General features: G+C 64.1%; 11 protein-coding genes, 3 tRNA genes and 3 pseudogenes. 10 read left to right on the top strand and 7 right to left on the bottom strand.

Annotation, left to right across the window (positions count from 1 at the left end; genetic code table 11):
- Positions 1 to 184: 184 nt before the first annotated feature.
- From SOM61_RS19755 to SOM61_RS19745, 3 genes are read left to right on the top strand one after another with little or no spacing between them, the layout of a single operon-like run.
- Positions 185 to 2,125, top strand: a complete 1,941-nt coding sequence (locus tag SOM61_RS19755) for a TOL_0244 family TonB-dependent receptor (protein ID WP_320475659.1) — start codon at positions 185 to 187, stop codon at positions 2,123 to 2,125.
- Between the two features lie 16 nt (positions 2,126 to 2,141).
- Positions 2,142 to 2,729 (top strand): TOL_0243 family YfiR-like periplasmic protein, encoded by a 588-nt coding sequence (locus SOM61_RS19750; RefSeq protein ID WP_320475658.1) that lies wholly within the window; start codon positions 2,142 to 2,144, stop codon positions 2,727 to 2,729.
- A complete protein-coding gene (locus tag SOM61_RS19745; protein ID WP_320475657.1) occupies positions 2,726 to 4,621 on the top strand; it encodes a sensor histidine kinase, YfiR-like protein-associated in 1,896 nt (631 codons plus the stop codon). Before SOM61_RS19750 ends, SOM61_RS19745 begins: the two co-directional genes overlap by 4 nt.
- Before the next feature lie 96 nt (positions 4,622 to 4,717).
- Here SOM61_RS19745 and SOM61_RS19740 read toward each other — a convergent pair whose 3' ends face one another.
- From SOM61_RS19740 to SOM61_RS19720, 5 genes are all read right to left on the bottom strand, one after another.
- Positions 4,718 to 5,266, bottom strand: coding sequence for an FxDxF family PEP-CTERM protein (locus SOM61_RS19740; RefSeq protein ID WP_320475656.1), 549 nt, complete (start codon positions 5,264 to 5,266; stop codon positions 4,718 to 4,720).
- A gap of 410 nt (positions 5,267 to 5,676) precedes the next feature.
- Positions 5,677 to 5,753, bottom strand: a tRNA-Arg gene (locus tag SOM61_RS19735).
- Between the two features lie 56 nt (positions 5,754 to 5,809).
- On the bottom strand, positions 5,810 to 6,457 hold the full coding sequence (locus tag SOM61_RS19730) for an NUDIX hydrolase (RefSeq protein WP_320475655.1): 648 nt from the start codon (positions 6,455 to 6,457) through the stop codon (positions 5,810 to 5,812).
- A 79-nt stretch (positions 6,458 to 6,536) separates the two neighbouring features.
- Positions 6,537 to 6,613, bottom strand: a tRNA-Arg gene (locus SOM61_RS19725).
- A 134-nt stretch (positions 6,614 to 6,747) separates the two neighbouring features.
- A tRNA-Arg gene (locus tag SOM61_RS19720) sits at positions 6,748 to 6,824 on the bottom strand.
- Between the two features lie 91 nt (positions 6,825 to 6,915).
- On the opposite strand from SOM61_RS19720, the gene SOM61_RS19715 reads away from it, so the two are divergent.
- The 3 genes and pseudogenes from SOM61_RS19715 to SOM61_RS19705 all read left to right on the top strand — a co-directional run bounded on the left by SOM61_RS19715 (position 6,916) and on the right by SOM61_RS19705 (position 12,873).
- Positions 6,916 to 10,812 (top strand): sensor histidine kinase, encoded by a 3,897-nt coding sequence (locus tag SOM61_RS19715; RefSeq protein ID WP_320475654.1) that lies wholly within the window; start codon positions 6,916 to 6,918, stop codon positions 10,810 to 10,812.
- 559 nt (positions 10,813 to 11,371) lie between these two features.
- Positions 11,372 to 12,249: pseudogene (locus SOM61_RS19710) on the top strand (IS3 family transposase); the annotation flags it as partial.
- A gap of 171 nt (positions 12,250 to 12,420) precedes the next feature.
- A complete protein-coding gene (locus SOM61_RS19705; protein ID WP_320475653.1) occupies positions 12,421 to 12,873 on the top strand; it encodes a GNAT family N-acetyltransferase in 453 nt (150 codons plus the stop codon).
- An 80-nt stretch (positions 12,874 to 12,953) separates the two neighbouring features.
- Here SOM61_RS19705 and SOM61_RS19700 read toward each other — a convergent pair.
- Together SOM61_RS19700 and SOM61_RS19695 are read right to left on the bottom strand one after the other, a co-directional pair.
- Positions 12,954 to 13,166: pseudogene (locus SOM61_RS19700) on the bottom strand (IS5/IS1182 family transposase); the annotation flags it as partial.
- 369 nt (positions 13,167 to 13,535) lie between these two features.
- Positions 13,536 to 14,441 carry a LysR family transcriptional regulator gene (locus tag SOM61_RS19695; protein ID WP_320475652.1) on the bottom strand — a complete coding sequence of 302 codons (906 nt, stop codon included), beginning with the start codon at positions 14,439 to 14,441 and terminating at the stop codon, positions 13,536 to 13,538.
- A gap of 154 nt (positions 14,442 to 14,595) precedes the next feature.
- Here SOM61_RS19695 and SOM61_RS19690 point away from each other — a divergent pair.
- The 4 genes and pseudogenes from SOM61_RS19690 (at position 14,596) to SOM61_RS19675 (ending at position 17,663) form a co-directional block, all read left to right on the top strand.
- A pseudogene (locus tag SOM61_RS19690) lies at positions 14,596 to 15,053 on the top strand ((R)-mandelonitrile lyase).
- Entirely contained in the window at positions 15,031 to 15,807 is a 777-nt protein-coding gene (locus SOM61_RS19685) for a carboxymuconolactone decarboxylase family protein (RefSeq protein WP_414675035.1), read from the top strand. The pseudogene SOM61_RS19690 and the gene SOM61_RS19685 overlap by 23 nt, the downstream one beginning before the upstream one ends.
- Before the next feature lie 79 nt (positions 15,808 to 15,886).
- Entirely contained in the window at positions 15,887 to 17,485 is a 1,599-nt protein-coding gene (locus SOM61_RS19680) for a carboxylesterase/lipase family protein (protein ID WP_320475651.1), read from the top strand.
- A complete protein-coding gene (locus tag SOM61_RS19675) occupies positions 17,427 to 17,663 on the top strand; it encodes an aldo/keto reductase (RefSeq protein ID WP_320475752.1) in 237 nt (78 codons plus the stop codon). Before SOM61_RS19680 ends, SOM61_RS19675 begins: the two co-directional genes overlap by 59 nt.
- The last annotated feature ends 25 nt before the right edge of the window (positions 17,664 to 17,688 follow it).

Here is a 17,688-nt window from a genome sequence, read left to right as displayed (position 1 = left end):
GAATCTATTTCCTAGGAGGAGAATAGAGGAGACAGGTGAATGATGCTGCATTGCGTCAAATCAGTCCAATTTATATTTCCAATACCAGTCATAGCCTTTATAAATATCGCTCAGGGAATGTCAAGTGCGCACTGTAGCGTGTGCGCACTTGGTGCGTGCGCGAAAATGTTCTAGGATGGCAACTATGTCATCTTCTACGTTGCTCGCTCGCGCCGCTATCGCGCTGCTGTCCTGCGCCTGTGCGGTGCAGGCGCATGCGCGACCGCTCGATCCGCCGGCTGGGCAAACCATACCGCTCGCCGATTATTCCCTCGAACAGCTGTCCGACATCGTGGTGACCTCGGTCTCGCGCCAGGACGAGCTGCTCGCACGCGCACCGGCCTCGGTCTATGTCATCCAGGGCGCCGACATCGCCCGTTCCGGCGCCACCACCTTGCCCGAGGCGCTGCGCCTGGCGCCGAACCTGCAGGTGGCGCGCATCGGCGCCGGGTCGTATGCGATCAGCGCGCGCGGTTTCCTGTCGCCGCTGGCCAACAAGCTATTGGTGATGGTCGATGGCCGCAGTGTGTATTCGCCGCTGTTTTCCGGCGTGTTCTGGGAAATGCAGGACGTGGCGCTGGAAGACGTGGAGCGCATCGAGGTGATCAGCGGCCCGGGCGGCACGGCCTGGGGCACGAATGCCGTCAACGGCATCATCAACGTCATCACCCGCAGCGCCGCCCAGACCCATGGCGGCCTGGCGACGGCGCATGCCGGCGCCGGCGAAAAGGGGGCGAGCGTGCGCTACGGCGGGCAACTCGACGGCGGGCCGCACTGGCGCGCCTATGCGCGGGGCATGGACATCGACGGGTTCGCGCTCGACGCAGGCGGGCCGGATGCCGGCGGCATGCGGCGCCAGCAGGCGGGTTTCCGCCTCGACTGGGAGGCCGATGCCACCGACGTCACGTTCAGCGGCGACGTCCACGACGGCCGCCTGCGGGCCGGGGGCGACCAGTCGCACACCGAGACGTCGGGCGCCAACCTGCTGGGACGGGTCGAGCATCGAGTGGACGAGAACCAGAGCGTGCGCCTGCAGGCCTGGATCGACCATTCCCGGCGTGACCAGCAGGGCGTCGGCGCGCAGCGCCTGGACACCTTCGACGTCGAGGCCCAGCACCTGCTGCGCCTGGACGGCCACAACCTGGCCTGGGGCGGCGGCTATCGCTACAGCCGCGACCGGATCGACAACGGCCCCTTGCTGCGCTTTACGCCGGCGCGCCGCAGCCTGCGCTGGTCGCACCTGTTCGTCCAGGATGAAGTCAGCCTGGCGCCGGACGTGCGCGCCAGCGCCGGTGTGCGCATCGAACACAATGTCTATACCGGCAGCGAGGTGCTGCCCAGCCTGCGCCTGGCGTGGGACGTCGATGCGCGCTCGATGCTGTGGGCGGCGCTGTCGCGCACGGTGCGCGCGCCGTCGCGCATCGACCGCGATTTCTATGCCATCGACCCGTTCGACCCGGAGGCCTTCCTGGTCGGGGGCGGCGCCGACGTGGTGTCGGAGACGGCGCGCGTGGCCGAGCTGGGCTACCGCGCCCAGCCCCTGCCTTCGTTGTCGTGGTCGGCCACCGCCTTCTATACGGATTTCGAACGCCTGCGCACGCTGGAGCGGACCGCCGCGGGCGCCAATCCGCCAGCGGCCTATGTCCTGCAAAGCCTGGGCAAGGGCGCGCTGCGCGGCGTCGAGCTGTGGGCCAGCTGGCAGGCTGCGCGTGGCTGGCGCCTGCATGCGGGAGCGGTGCTGCAGGACGTGGACGTCGGGCGCGAACCGACCAGCCGCGACAGCACCGGCCTGAGTTTTCTTGCTGGCAACGATCCGCGCGTGACCTGGACCGTGCGCAGCGCGCACGAGCTGGGTGCGCGCCTGCGGGCCGACCTGGCGCTCCGTTACGTCGCGGATATGCCACAGGCAGCTCTGCCAAGCTATCATGAACTCGATGCGCGGTTGGCGTGGCAGGTGCGCCCCGATCTCGAGATCGCCCTCGTCGGGCGTAACCTGCTGCACCGACGCCACGCCGAATACGGCGCGGCCGGCAGCCGCCAGCTGATCGAGCGAACAGTGTTCGTCAGCGCGGCGCTGCGTTTTTGACTGGCCAATAAATTCCATGACAATCACTCAACCTGAACGCCCGCAGCGCCGCCTGGCATGCCGGGCCCTGGCGCTGCCCCTGCTGCTGGCCGGCGTCGGCGCGCCCCTGCTGCCGGTGGCCGCCCAGGCGGCGGCGCCGGCGCTCGAGCGGCGCGTGAAGGCGGCTTTCCTGTATAAATTCCTCGGTTATGCCGATTTTCCGCCGCAGGCCTTCGCCGACGCCGCCACGCCCTTCACCCTGGGCGTGTTCGGCGCCGACGACATGGCGGCCGAGCTGACGCGGATCGCCACCGGGCGCATGGTGGCGGGGCGCACGATCGTCGTGCGCGCGTTGCGCGAGCAGGACCTGGCCCAGCCGGTGCACCTGCTGTTCGTGGCCGGCCAGGACGAGGCGCGCACGGCGCGTCTGCTGCGCGGCTCGCCGGCCTGGCTGACCGTGACCGAATGCGAAGGCTGCCTGCAGCACGGCAGCGTGATCAATTTTACGATCGTCGATGAGCGCGTCCGTTTCGACGTCTCGCTCGATGCGGCGGAAAAGAAGAATGTGAAGCTCAGTTCGCGCCTGCTGACGGTCGCGAACCGCGTGCAGAAAGGAGCCTCATGATGCCAATGCACGATACCGGTTCCGTCCGGAGTAAATTGATTTTGATGGCGGTGGCGACCACTGTGGTGGCGCTGCTCACCGCGGGCGTGGCGATGCTGCTGCTCGACCTGCGCACCTTCCAGCGCTACTGGATCGACGACCTCACCACCCAGGCCGACATCGTCGCCAGCGTGACCGCGCCCGCGGTCTCGTTCAACGATACGGCCGACGTCACCCAGAGCCTGACCCTGCTGCGCGTGCGTCCGCAGATCGTGGCGGCGGCGGTCTACACCGCCAACGGCACCCGCTTCGCCACCTATGTGCGCCCCGACGTGCGCGCCCAGTTGCCCGAGCGCCCGGAGCCGGCCGGCTACCGCATCGAACGCGGCGAAGTCGTGCTGTACCGCGACATCGTCGAGAACGGCGAACGGATCGGCACCGTCTACCTGCGTTCGCGCTACGGCGTGCTGGACCGGGCCCTGAGCTATGGCGCCATCCTGGGCGGCGTGCTGCTGGGCGCCCTGGTGATCGCGGCCCTGGTGGCGTCGCGGCTGCAGGCCTCGATCACGCGGCCGCTGGAGGCGGTCACCGACGTCGCCCGTCAGGTGATGCTGCGCCGCGACTTCTCGCTGCGCGTGCCGGGCAAGCAGAAAGGCGAGATCGGCGTGCTGGTCGAAGCCTTCAACGACATGCTGGCCGAGATCGGCCGCCGCTCGGACGCGCTGCAGGCGGCCAACCGCACGCTCGAACACGAGATGGAGGTGCGCCAGCGCGCCGAAGGCGCCCTGATCGTGGCCGACCGCCGCAAGGACGAATTCCTGGCCACCCTGGCGCACGAGCTGCGCAACCCGCTGGCGCCGATCCGCACCGGCCTGGACATCCTGCGCATCCGCAGCGGTGACGCCCAGGCCACCCAGCGCGCCACCGACATCATGGAACGCCAGCTGCGCCAGATGGTGCGCCTGGTGGACGACCTGCTGGATGTCTCGCGCATCAATACCGGCAAGTTCACCATCAAGATGGGTCGCGTTGAGCTGAAGGCCGTCGTCAACGACGCGCTGGAAGTGGTGCGTTCGTATATCGAGCTGCACGGGCACGAGCTGGTGCTGGAGCTGCCCGACCGTCCCGTGTTCCTGCATGGCGACGCCACGCGCCTCGCGCAAATCCTGTCGAACCTGCTGAACAACGCCGCCAAGTACACCAACCGCGGCGGCAAGGTAATGCTCAGGGGCGCGGTGGAGGACAAGACCCTGGTGCTCGAAGTGGCCGACACCGGCATCGGCCTGGCGCCGGACATGCTCGATTCGGTGTTCGAGATGTTCGTGCAAGTCGACTCGACCCTGGAGCGCAGCAATGCCGGCCTGGGTGTGGGCCTGTCGCTGGCGCGCAAGCTGGTCGAGCTGCACGGCGGCACCATTACCGCCCTCAGTGAAGGCCTGGGCCTGGGCAGCCGCTTCCTGGTGCGCCTGCCGATCGTGGTCGAGCCCGAGCCGCCGACCAAGCCGACCCCGGCCGCCTTCATCAGCACCGAGAGCTACCGCATCCTGCTGGCCGACGACAACGTCGACTTCGTCAACAGCATCGGCGCGCTACTCACCGCGATGGGCCATAGCGTGGTGATCACCCACAACGGCCCGGACGCGCTGGCCGCGGCGGCGCGCTTCTCCCCTGACTATGCCTTCCTCGACATCGGCCTGCCGCACATGTCGGGCTACGACCTGGCGCGCGGCATCCGCAAGCTGCCGAGCGGCGCCCTGACGGTGCTGATCGCGGTAACCGGCTGGGGCCAGGAAAAAGACCGCCAGCTGGCCTTCGAGGCCGGCTTCGACCACCATATGGTCAAGCCGGTGCGCTTCGAGCAGATCGAGGAAATCCTGGGCACGCGCAGCGTCGTCAAGAAGCTGCGGACATAGCCGGGCAGCGCATCGCATGGCAGAGTAGGGCACGTAAAAAAACGGAAGCGCAGAACGCGCTTCCGTTTTTTTGCGTGCGGCAGGCTGGCGGGGGCGTCAGTCCGGCTTCGCGCGGCGGCGGTGGGCCAGGAAACCCAGCACGCCCAGGCCGCCCAGCATCATCCCGTAGGTGCCGGGCTCGGGCACCGGCGCCAGCGCCACCGCCCCGCCAAAGCTGGCGCCGTCGGCCGACAGCAGTTCGCCGCTCACCTGCAGGTAATAGTCGCCGGCCTCCAGGTCATCGCTGGCGAGTGACCACAGATCGATGGCGCCGGCTTGCACTTCCTCGCCCGCGGTGATGAGTACGTCGTCGGCGCCGTACAGGGCCAGGCCGGTGATGTCCAGGCCGACGTCGCCGCTGCGGCTGCTTGAAGCGACCACGGCGTCCAGATTGTGGCCGATCGGGCTCGCGATCGTGAAGGTGAACTGGTCGGCGAAGGTGTTGCCCGCGTTCTCGGCGGCGAAGGTGTCGCCGAAATAAGCGGTCAGATCGACCAGGTCCAGCGCCTGCGGCGATTCACCGATGACGTCCTGCGCCATCACGGCGGAAGAACCGAACGATGACGCGCCAGCCAGCACCATTGCAGCAATGTGAGATCGTTTCATGTCTGTCCTCGCTAATAGTCAGCCGCGACCTGCAGCCTTGGTTGAGAGACCGGAACTTCATGCTAACAAAAGGGCAAATAAATACATCCCCCCGGCGATAGCGTGCTTATGGAACAAGAAATTTGTTCGCGGAGTTAATTATTTGCTGGTGCGATAGCTATCGAATGCGCCTTCATAGGAGAGCGCATCTATCTTATGTTGTAGAGCAGAAAACAGCGGCCGATTGCGCGACAGATGTGAGCAAAGTCCTACGCAAACTATTGGTGCTCTCCGGCGTAGAGGCCGTTGTCAGGGTGCGCGCGCGACTGAACAGCGCGAAAGGGATGAGCGCCAATAGCTCTGGCGCATTGCTGCGAGCGGAAAAGAAAAATGGCTCAGAATTTCTTCTGAGCCATTCTCTTTGAAACAGTTGGTGCGGCTGGCAGGAATCGAACCCACGACCCCTTGGTTCGTAGCCAAGTACTCTATCCAGCTGAGCTACAGCCGCCCGAGGCACGCATTATAGCGATGCTTGTTCGTCTTGGCAAAGGGTTATCGGGAAATTTATTTTGTCATTGATCGCATCAGTGCATCGATGACCGCGCAATCGTTAGGGTTGCACAGTACTGCAGGCAAGTCTGCTTGGGGGATCAGGTGGGCTGCCTGGCTTTCCCACCCCATCAGCGCTGGATTGCCGCCGATCCGGCGCGCCAGGTAGTAGCGGGTATAGGTCAGCGTGCGTGCGCTGTCGACCAGGTGGGCAAGGATCTCGACCCGCAGGCCGGATTCCTCGAACGCTTCTCGGATCGCCGTGGCTTGCAGGCTGACACCCGGATCGACCCGGCCCTTGGGAAAGGTCGCGTCATAGCCGCCGAAGCGATTCGATGGCGACACCGCCCACACGCGGCCATCGTCTTCCACGATCACGACGCCGGCGGCCGGGGATTTCGATGGCGGTAGGTCGAAGGCCGGTTCTACGATATCGGCTTGGCCCGCGACTTCGCTCCATGCCGCATTGGTGGCGGGCGCGTCGATCCACGGCCCGAACGGTACGCCGTTCAGCATCGGGGGCAGAGCGCCGAGCGGGATGACGGTCGCGACCCGCGCCGGGTCGAGCCAGGTGTCGAGTGCGGTCGGTAGCGACGGCCGGGCAATCAGCACGGGCTTGCCGTGCTCGTCGGGCTGGGGATGATGGACGGCGGCGTCGTTCATGAGGAGGATGGCTGAAGCAAAAATGCAGGCCTAAAGCAATAAGGGCACTTCTTGCGAAGTGCCCTTATCTGAAGAAGGTTGGTGCGGCTGGCAGGAATCGAACCCACGACCCCTTGGTTCGTAGCCAAGTACTCTATCCAGCTGAGCTACAGCCGCCCAATGCAGGCATTATAGCGGGAGGCGGGCATCTTGGCAAAGGTTCATTGCCGATCAGGGCATCGTGACCGGATCGCCTACCGCAGCGCCAAAGGAAAAGGGCCAGATCCTGCGATCTGGCCCTTCGTATTTTCTGGTGCGGCTGGCAGGAATCGAACCCACGACCCCTTGGTTCGTAGCCAAGTACTCTATCCAGCTGAGCTACAGCCGCCCGAAGCACGCATTATAGCAGCGGGCTGTCGTTTCTGGAAGACTCAAAATATTTCACCTAAGCAAACTCCTCTGGTAGATTTGATGGCAGGATGACTAATTGGATTGCCATGCCGGGTTTCGCCACTGTCCGCACCACGTCGTGTCGCTGCGTGTTCCTGTTGTTGCTGGGCGTGTTGGGCATGCTCGCTGCGGTCCTTTCCAAGGACGCGGACGCCGCCCAGCGCAGCCTGCGCTTCGAACGGCTGTCGGTCGACGACGGCCTGTCCCAGCATTCGGTGATCAATATCTTGCAGGACCGCCAGGGCTTCATCTGGTTCGGCACCCAGGCCGGGCTGCACCGTTTCGACGGCTATCGGATGACCGTGTACCGCAACGACACCAACGATCCGGGCAGCATCCCCGACAACTACGTGTCCGCGTCGTTCGAGGATTCCCAGGGCTACCTGTGGTTCGGCACCAAGGGCGGGCTCGCGCGCCACGACCCGGCCACCGGCCGCTTCCAGCGCCATGCGCTGACCGATGAAGGGCGCAGCGTGCTGCGTTCGGTGGTGGCCATCGTGCCGGGGCCGGATGGCGCGCTGTGGCTGGCGACCACCGATGGCGTGGTGCGCTTCGACCCGGCCACCGGCCGGCACCGGAGCTATGTGCATGACCCCGAGGATCGCGCCAGCCTGCGCGACGATCGCGTCAATGCGCTTGCCTTCGACAATGCGGGTGCGCTGTGGGTGGGCACGGCGGGCGGCCTGGACCGGATGGAGCCGGCCGGCGGCCGCTTCACGCATTTTGCGCTTGCCCCGCCGGGCGACATCAAGGGCAACACGGTGCTGGCGCTGTCGATGGGGCCGCGCGATACGCTGTGGGTCGGCAGCGCGTCCGGGCTCGAGGCCTGGCGTCTGGACGAAGGAGCGCCGCAGCGCCAGCGCATGGGCGCGGCCGATGGCATGGGAGAGGTGCAGGTCAAGACCTTGTACCACGACAGCGGCGCACAGCTGTGGGTCGGCACCGAGACTGACGGCCTCAAATGGCGCGATCCCTCCAGCGGCCGCTTCATCAGCTACCGCAACGCGGCCCAGGACCCGCACAGCCTGTCCGACAACCAGGTGCCGGCGGTGCTGGTCGACCGCACCGGCACGCTGTGGGTCGGCACTTATTTTGGCGGCATCAACCGCACCGACCTGGCCAGCGGCGGCTTCGCGCGCTATGGCGACACCGAGGGCATCGGCCGCGCGCGGGTGAGGGGGATCGCCGGCGACTCCGCCGGCCGCCTGTGGGTCGGCACCGTCAGCGATGGCCTGATGCTGCTCGACCCCGTCACCCGCCAAGCCAGCCGGGTGCGCGGCGCGCTGCTGGGCGACAGGGTGACCGCGCTCGCCAGCGCCCGCGGCCGGCTGTGGATCGGCACCCCGACCGGCCTGCTGTGGCGCGCCCCGGACGGGGGCATGGGCCGGGTGGCGCTGGGCCCCGGACCGAACGCCAGCCATGTGCAGGCGATCCGCGCCGGCCGTGACGGCACCTTGTGGGTGACGACGCGCGACGGCCTGTCGGCGCTGGCGCCCGGGGCCGAGACCACGCGCAGCTGGCGCAACGATCCGCTCGACCCCACCAGCCTGGGCGACAACTATGGCCGCGCGCTGCTGGAAGACCGGCAGGGCATCGTGTGGATCGGCACCGAGTCGGGCCTGGAGCGGTTCGATCGTGCCACCGACACCTTCACCCGCTTTCGCAGCGACCCGGCCGATCCGGGCACCTTGCGCCACAGCCGCGTCAATTTCCTGCACGAGTCGCGCGCGGGCGGGCTGTGGGTCGGCACCGCGGGCGGGCTGCACCGCATGATGCGCGACCGCGAGCGCACCTGGTTCCGCTTCTATCCCTTCACCGATGCCGGCGAGGCGCCCTCGGTCGGCGCCATCCTCGAGGACGACGACGGCACCCTGTGGGTCAGCTCCACGGCCGGGATCACGCGGGTCGATCCGGTCAATGGCCAGACCAAGAGCTACACGTCCAAGGACGGCCTGATCGACGGTTCCTATTTCGTCGGCTCCGCCTGGCGCGGCGCCAACGGGCAGATGCATTTCGGCGGCATCAACGGGATGACCTCGTTCCAGCCCGCCGAAGTGCGCGACAACCCGTTTCCGCCGACGGTCGCGATCACCGACCTGCTGGTCTTGAACAAGACCCGGTCCATCCCCGACCTCTCGACCCGGAGCGAGATCACGCTGTCGCACCGCGATACCGTCTTCACCCTCGAATTCGCGGCGCTGCACTACGCCGACCCGCAGGGCAACCGCTACGCTTACCAGCTCGCGGGCTTCGATCAGGGCTGGGTCGACACCAATGCCAGCCGGCGTTTCGCCACGTATACCAACCTCGATCCGGGACGCTATGTGTTCCGGGTCCGGGCCAGCAACAAGGACGGCCTGTGGAGCCCGGACGCCGCCACGCTGGAGATCACGATCACGCCGCCGTACTGGAAGACCTGGTGGTTCCGCACGCTGGTGGCAGCCGCAGTGCTGGCCTTATCGTACCTGGCCTACTGGCTGCGGGTGCGCGCGCTGGTCGAGCAGAAAGGGCTGCTGGCGCGCGAAGTCCACGCCCGCACCGCCGAACTGCTGCTGCAGAAGGAAGCGGCCGAACGCGACAAGCGCGAAGTCGAGCGCCAGAAGGAATCGGTCGAGCGCGCGCACCGCAATATCGCGCTGCTGTCCGACATGGGCCGGGTGCTGACCGCGAACCTCGACAACGAGGCCATCATGCGCACCCTGTACCAGCACGTGGTGGCGCTGATGGACGCGCCGGTGTTCGCGGTCGCGCTGTGGCGCCCGGAGCGTGGGATGCTCGAGCTGCCGTTTGCGATGATGGTGGGCCGGCGCATGGCGCCGCGCGAGCTGCGCTTCGACCCGGCGCGCCACCTGCTGTCGTGCTGCGTGGCCGAGGGCCGCGAATTCCTGCTGATCGACGTCGAGGCGGAACTGCCAGCGGTGCTGGCGCAGCCCTTCGATGTGGTCGATGCGGTGGCGGTGTCGGGCACGGCGGCGCTGGCGCCGCGTTCGCTGCTGTGCGTGCCGGTGACGGTGGGCGAGCGGGTGCTGGGCGCGGTGACCGTCCAGAGCCGCCAGCCCGGCGCCTACGGCCAGGTCCACCTCGACATGCTGGGCACCCTGGCCGCCTACGTCGGGGTGGCGATGGACAATGCCGAAGCCTATCTGCGCCTGAAGGAAACCCAGGCCCAGCTGGCGGCGCAAGAGAAGCTGGCTTCGCTCGGCTCGCTGGTGGCGGGCGTGGCGCACGAGCTCAACACCCCGATCGGCAACAGCCTGCTGATGGCCAGCACCCTGCAGGAGCGCACCAACGCGGTGGCGGCGCGCTTCTCGCACGCCACGCTCAAGCGCTCCGACCTGGAAGACTATATGGACGCGTCGCGAGAGGCGTCGGAGCTGATCGTGCGCAGCCTGCACAATGCGGCCGAACTGGTGAGCAGCTTCCGCCAGGTCTCGGTCGACCAGGCCAGCGCCCAGCGCCGCCGCTTCGACCTGGCCCAGGCCTGCCACGAGATCGTGGCGACGCTGATGAACACGGTGCGCCTGGCCGAACACCGCCTGCTGCTCGACGTGCCGGCCGGGATCGTGATGGATGGATTCCCCGGCCCGCTGGGCCAAGTCCTGATCAACTTCGTCAACAACGCCATGTTGCACGCCTTCGAGGGGCCGGGCGGCACCATGACGATCGGCGCCGCGCTGCACGACGGCCGGGTGACCATCAGCTTCCGCGACGATGGCCGCGGCATCGAGGCGGCCCATCTCGGCCGCATCTTCGATCCCTTCTTCACCACCCGCATGGGGCAGGGCGGCACGGGGCTGGGCCTGAACATCGTCTACAACATCGTCACCAGCCTGCTGGGCGGGACGATCCGGGTCGAGAGCACGCCCGGCGCCGGCACGCTGTTCGTGCTTGATTTGCCGCTGCGGGCGCCGGATGCGCCGGCATAGAGGAAGAAAGCCTAATTGCGCTTGATATTTTTCCGAGTACAGTATCCGAGTACACTGAGCCGTGCCGACCTTCAGCTAGCGGCCAATAGCAGACGCTCACAATGGGGCTCAGTACTCTCGTGAGATCATATGCAGCTTCTAGGTGTGATTTTTCTCGTCGGACAGATGCCGGAACAATCCGTGTTCTAAACGCTCGAACCGTTCCAGTTGAGCAATGAAGCGTAGATTGTCCAGTTTGGAAAGGACGACACCTTCGGGCGGAACGACAAGGAAGCAGGGTATGTCTATTTTCTCGAAGCTGAGCTTGTAACGGAGCTGCTGGAAATGTTGCTCTGGGTATGCAATCGATGTCGCCGGTAAACGGCACACATAGGAACGGTACCGCTTCGATGGCAAAAAGTTCTCACGGGTTAGGACTCAGTAGCATCACGCCGAAACGTCTGCTGTGGGTCGAATCCCGCCGGTCGTAAGTGTCCGTGAATTTCCAGGCTCTGCAATCTGAGGTACGCTGACTTTTTCGGACACTCCTGTTTGGTAAACTTCGCCAACTGGAGAATTTATGAAACGCGCAAAAACATACACGCCGGAGCTTCGTGAGGAAGCTGTAAAGCTGGTCCTGACGCAGGGACTAACGCTGGACGATGCAGCCCATCGACTGACGATTCCCAAGGGGACGCTGGCTAATTGGCTAGCCGCTGCGAAGCGTGGCACATCGCCCAAGGTGGCGCCTGGTAGCCGCTCCGTTCCCGAGCTGGAGGCGGAAGTAACGAAGCTGCGCAAAGAGCTGGCAGAAGCCCGCATGGAACGGGACATCATAAAAAAGCGGCAGCGTACTTTGCGCAGGAGTCGCTGCCAAGTACGCGGTCATAAAAACGATGCGACTCGAATTTCCGCTCACGGCGTTGTGTCGCACCTTCGATGTCTCGCGCAGTGGTTTCTACGCGTGGGCCAAAGCCGCGCCGTCTCAGCGCCTGCAGGACGACGAGCGCCTCAAGGTTGCCATTCAGGCCGTGCACGTGCAAACACGGGAAACCTATGGGCCACTGCGGATGCAGCCAGAGTTGGCTTCGCAGGGCTTTGAGGCAGGCCGCGACCGCAGTGCGCAACAAGCGCCCGGCGCCAGGACTGATTCATCACTCTGACCGCGGCAGCCAGTATAGCGCTCATGATTACCAGGAACTGGCTAAACAATTTGGCATGCAGGCATCCATGTCTCGCCGGGGAAACTGCTATGACAACGCCCCGATGGAAAGCTTCTGGGGAAGCCTCAAGAACGAGCTGATACATCATCAGCGTTACGCCACCCGGGCCGATGCAAAGGCTGCTATACAGGAATACAGCGAGAGCTTTTACAACCGCCAACGGCGCCACTCGCGCCTCGGCAATATTCCGCCCGCTGCATTTGCTGAAGAATTCAGCAGGCAACAGCGGGCAACAGCGGGCAGCTTAATACAAGAGTGTCCACTATTGACAGTACACCTCAAACGGAGGCGTAGGCGTGCCGCCGCTGGCATAGGTCGGCGGTCAACTGTCGGCCAAAAGCAGCCAGTCAGAACGAATGCAATCGGCTTAATAGCGGGTACATACTAAAGTTTCTAAATCTCACTGATGACCATCAACACTGCGACCTTGCAAATCCGCGCGGCACTCACTACAGACGTAGGAGCCATGTTCAAAGTCAGAACATCGGTTCGTGAGAACGTGCTCACGGCTGAAGAGCTCGTCGAGCTTGGGATAACGCCCGAATTTATCTCAGCAGAAATCGAGCGCTCGCCGTGCGCATGGGTGGCGACCGTTGACAGCGTGATCGTTGGTTTTTCCATGGTGGATTTAGATACTGCCTGCCTATTCGCGGCTTTTGTGCTGCCCAAATACGAGGGGCTCGGCATTGGCACGAGACTGATCAAAGCGTGTGAATCCGAAATTTTCAAGTCTCACTCCGTCGCCTGGCTGGAAACAGCTCAGTCAAGTCGGGCCGCAGAGTTGTATCGCCATCTTGGCTGGACCAACGAGACCGAGATTGGCGAGGGGGACGTGAGGATGGAGAAACATCGGGAGTGACCGCTTCGGGTCCAGGCTGTGTAAAAACTTAAAAGCAGGCCTTGGCAGTGGAACTATATCCGCCGATACATGTGGTGCGGCCCTTTAAGGTACTTGAGAAGCACGGTGCGATAGCAAGCCGGCCGGCCCGTCTTTGATGGTTGCACCCGCGTGAAGCCCAGACGGGTAAGGTCAAGTTCATCCACGAATACATCGACTACCCGCACCGGATTATCCTCGGTCACGTAGTCGCCCAAGAGTTCGGGCAACAGCGTGCCCTGGCTACGGTCTTCGCCTTCGATAAAGCGCTTCATTCAGCATCCCTCTTGATGAGATACTGGCTTAACGTTTACCGAGCCACGTCCGTTTACCCGAAGCTACGTTTTTACACAGCCTGGGCCACAAGCTGCCCTTCCAAATTTCAATTGGGAGAGAGATCAGGCGCGAAATGAATCCTCTAGGGAAGCACTGATTTATTCTGGCGGGAGAGAATCGGTCACGAAAAATGTGCCCGGCAAGGCCTCGCCGGCCGCGCACAAACCGCAGCGATACCCGGTGCTATCGCGAGGATTTGCAACGCTGCAGGGTGCATTCTCGTGGCCGATTCCTCGCCATGCATAAATCAGTGCTTCGCTAGGGCGCTCGAGCCCCAATTGCTGGCTCAGCTCACGCGTCAACCGCTTTCACGCGCCCGTCTGCGCGCGATACCGCAACGCGTCGATCACCAGTGCCAATGCCGGTGAACGCTGCCGCCGGCTGGCGTAATACAGGTGGTAGCCCGGGAATTGCGGCCACCAATTTTCAAGTAGGGGCACCAATCGCCCGGCGTCGAAGTGAGGCTGCAACAAATCGAGCGGAGCATACGTCAATCCCATGCCGTCCAGCGCCGCCTGGAGCATAAGGTACACGTTGTTGAAGATCGCCTGGCCCTGTACGCGCACATTAAGGGGCGTCCCGTCCTTCTCGAATTCCCAGATATACAAGTCGCCCCGGGTTGGCAAGCGCAAGTTGATGCAGCGATGCTCGGTCAGGTCGCGTGGCGTGATCAGGGCCCGCTTTCCCAGCAAGTAGTCGGGATGTCCAGCCACCGCCATGCGGATATCTGGAGCGATACGTACAGCAATCATGTCTTTGTCCACACTGCTGCCAATACGCACCCCCGCGTCAAAGCGCCCGGCGGCGAGGTCGGTGAATCCATAATCGACGATGAGCTCGACCTGGATGTCGGGGTATTCCCGCAACAATGGCAGTAGCTTGGGCCACAGCATGGTCTGGATGGAATGATCTCCAGCAGTGATGCGTACGGTGCCGGCCGGCTTGTCGCGCATTGCAGTGAGAGACACCAGCTCTAGTTCAATCTCATCGATCCGGGGAGCGATGACACCCAAGAGGCGGGCGCCGGCTTCAGTCGTGGAAACACTGCGGGTCGTACGCGTGAGCAGCTGAATGCCCAGTCGCGCCTCCAGGGCACGCATGCTATGGCTCAGTGCCGAACGGGATATGCCGATCTGGGCAGCCGCACGGGTGAAACTGCGCTCTCGGGCGACGGCCACGAAGGCCATCAGGTCGTTCAAGTTCTCTTTCGCCATTGGTGAATTCCTTGCACAAGCGCATGCTGTTTTTACTATCTTCTCACCTAATCGTGGCGGTCGTACAGTGGAGGCCTGTTAAACGACCTGAAAGGCAAGCGGCATGCGTGTTTCTGTATCGAGGACTATTTTGTGCGTCGCTGCGCTCCACGCAATGATGGCTGGTGCTGCCGAGGCGCGTGTAGCCGCTGGCCAGGCTGATCCGAAACCCGCCCAGCAGATTACACAGTCCGGTACCCAGCCCTCGGCCTTCGGCCCGGCTGCCAATTTTACGGGGAGGGTTCGGGTGGACATGCTCTGGCCGGCAGACGCCGGTATCAGCGCGTCCGGCGCGCTGGTCACCTTCGAGCCGGGCGCGCGCTCGGCCTGGCACACTCATCCCGCAGGACAGCGTCTGGTCGTTGTCTCGGGTGTGGGGCGCACGCAGGAATGGGGCAAATCAGTACAGGAACTTCGGCCTGGCGACGTTGTGTATTGCCCACCGGCGTGAAGCACTGGCACGGTGCATCGGCAACGACCGCGATGACCCACCTAGCTGTCAGCGGCACTGCGGACAGCAAGAATGTCGAGTGGATGGAGAAAGTTAGTGATGAACAATACAACGCGCGTTAAGCGCCGTACCGTCGGTACATTCGCTGTCCTGCTCTTGGGGCTCACGGCGGCCATGTCCCATGCCGCGCCAGGCGCCCCGAAGGGCACATCCGAGACAACGCAACCTTCCGCTGAGCGGCTCTCGGCACGGCACCGGGCGATTGTCCCGATCGCGGCATTCGCTGCGACTGGCGACCTCGACAAATTGCGCAAGGCACTGGATCAGGGGCTCGATGCAAGTCTGACGGTAAGCGAGACCAAGGAGGTTCTGGTGCAGGTATACGCCTACGCAGGCTTCCCCCGCAGCCTGAATGCGCTTGGCGAGATGATGAAGGTGCTGGAATGGCGCAAGGGGCGTGGCATCAGCGATCACCCCGGCCGAGCCCCAAGCCGGCCAATCCCCAAGGGCGAGGCGCTGCTAACCGCCGGTACAGCCAACCAGACCAAATTGGTCGGTGCGCCGGTGAGTGGCGCCTTGTTTGAGTTCGCGCCCGCCATCGACGAGTACCTGAAAACGCACCTGTTCGGCGATATCTTCGAGCGCGACAACCTCGACTGGCAGAGCAGGGAACTGGCCACGTTGGCGATCCTTTCCGCACTGCCTGGGGCGGAGGCGCAACTGGAATCGCATATGCGCATCAGCATAAATGTGGGGTTGAAGGCCGGGCAGTTGCGCGAACTTTGCCATGTGCTGGCCGAGAATGTACATGCCGACAATTCGCGGCGTGCACGCGTAGCGCTGGCGCGAACGCTTGAATCCGGGTCCAAAGGGTGAAGAGCCGGACCGACACTACACCGACGACATTGAAGCGACAGGTCCGATTGCCGGACCGTCGTTCTGTGAGACCACGAGAATGATGAAGAAACACACGATTTTTCCGCGCGGCATACTGGCGGCGTGCACTGTTGCAATTGGACTGGTAGCAGCGCTCCCCAGCCATGCGCAGGAGCCTGTCCCGGTCGCTACCGCCTCCGGGCCCGTCATAGGCGCGACACTGCGTGGCATCGAGTCCTGGCTCGGCATCCCCTATGCTGCGCCGCCAGTTGGTCCGCTGCGCTGGCAGCCGCCGCAGCCGGTCAAACCCTGGACGACGCCCATCAAGGCCAATACGCTCCCCAGCAGCTGCGCACAGAATGCCGATCTTGGTGTCTTTGCACGAGCCGGTGGGAGCGAGGACTGCCTCTACCTGAACGTCCACCGCAGCGCGAACGCTGCGCGCAGTGGCCAGAAGCTGCCTGTCTTCGTCTGGATACACGGCGGCGCGCTACAGGTCGGCCAAGGTGGCGACTACGATCCCGGCAAGCTGGCAACCCGGGGAAAGGCCGTTGTCGTTACTCTGAACTACCGCCTGGGTGTCTTCGGCTTCCTCGCGCATCCCGCGCTCGATGGCGAGGGTCACGATTTTGCCAATTATGGATTGCTGGATCAGCAGACGGCGCTGCGCTGGGTACAGCGCAACATTAGCGCCTTTGGCGGCGATCCAGCAAACGTCACCATTGCCGGCGAGTCCTCCGGAGGCAACAGCGTCATGGCCCATATCGCCGCGCCAAAGTCGGCCGGTCTGTTCCACCACGTCGTCGCCATGAGCGGTGGAGGCATCATGGCCAGGCATCCGACCTTCGGCGCGCCGCGTCCCCTGGATGTTGCGCGGGAAATCGGCATCGGATTTGCCAAGGCGGTGGGATGCGAGCGGGGCGGCGCTGCGTGCATGCGCGCCCTGCCGACCAAGCGCATTCTTGACGCCCAGCAGCCCTATGCACTCAACGAGTTCGTCATCGACGGCAAGGTGCTGCCAGTTCATCCTTCTGACGCCTATCGTACTGGGAGGGTCAACCGCGTCACGCTGGTGAATGGCAGCACCCGCGACGAAGGCACCTTTTTCGTCGCGCTGCCGGAGCTGCTCACTGGAAAAGCACTGACGGATGGAGAATATCCCGTGTGGCTCGAACGCCAGTATGGGGCGGCGCTCGCACTGAAGGTGATGCGCGAATATCCGCTGGCGAACTACAACAGCCCAAGCGAGGCGTTTGCCGCTTCTGCAACCGACAGCATGTTCGCTTGCGCGGGGCGGGCGATGAGCCGGGCACTGGCAGACAAGATGCCCGTCTACGCCTACGAGTTCAGCGACCGAACTGCGCCTTCTTATGTCGGTGCAACGACTTTTCCGCTGATGGCAGCGCATACCTATGAACTTGCCTACGTCTTTCCGGGATTTCGGGGCGGCGGCGATGCACAGGTGCTGTTGAACCCGTTGCAGGAGAAGCTTTCTGACGAAATGGTCGACTACTTTGCGAACCTCGCGAGCTTGCCTGGCAGCGCTGGCAACTGGCCGCGATTCGATCCGGCGAAAGACAACGTCATGACCTTTGTGCTGCCACATGCACGGGTAATCTCTGGCCAATTCGCCGATACCCACCACTGCGCGTTCTGGGATCGGAGCGGCAGTTATTGATCAACCGGCGCAAGCCGGGCCCAGGTTTCAGGGTGACGCCCGTATCGGCAACCAGCGGCTGGTCCCCGCCGTCGGTGCGATTGCGCATCGGCGGGGCGCAACACCCGCCCAGGTCGCGCTGGCGTGGCTTCTGGCACAGGGGCCCTGGATTGTTCCTATTCCCGGGACCACCAATTGAGGAAAATGCGGGCGCCGTCCACATG

The organism is Massilia sp. CFBP9012 (assembly GCF_034045115.1).
Taxonomy (GTDB): Bacteria; Pseudomonadota; Gammaproteobacteria; order Burkholderiales; family Burkholderiaceae_D; genus Telluria.
This window is presented reverse-complemented; position numbering and strand designations above follow the sequence as displayed.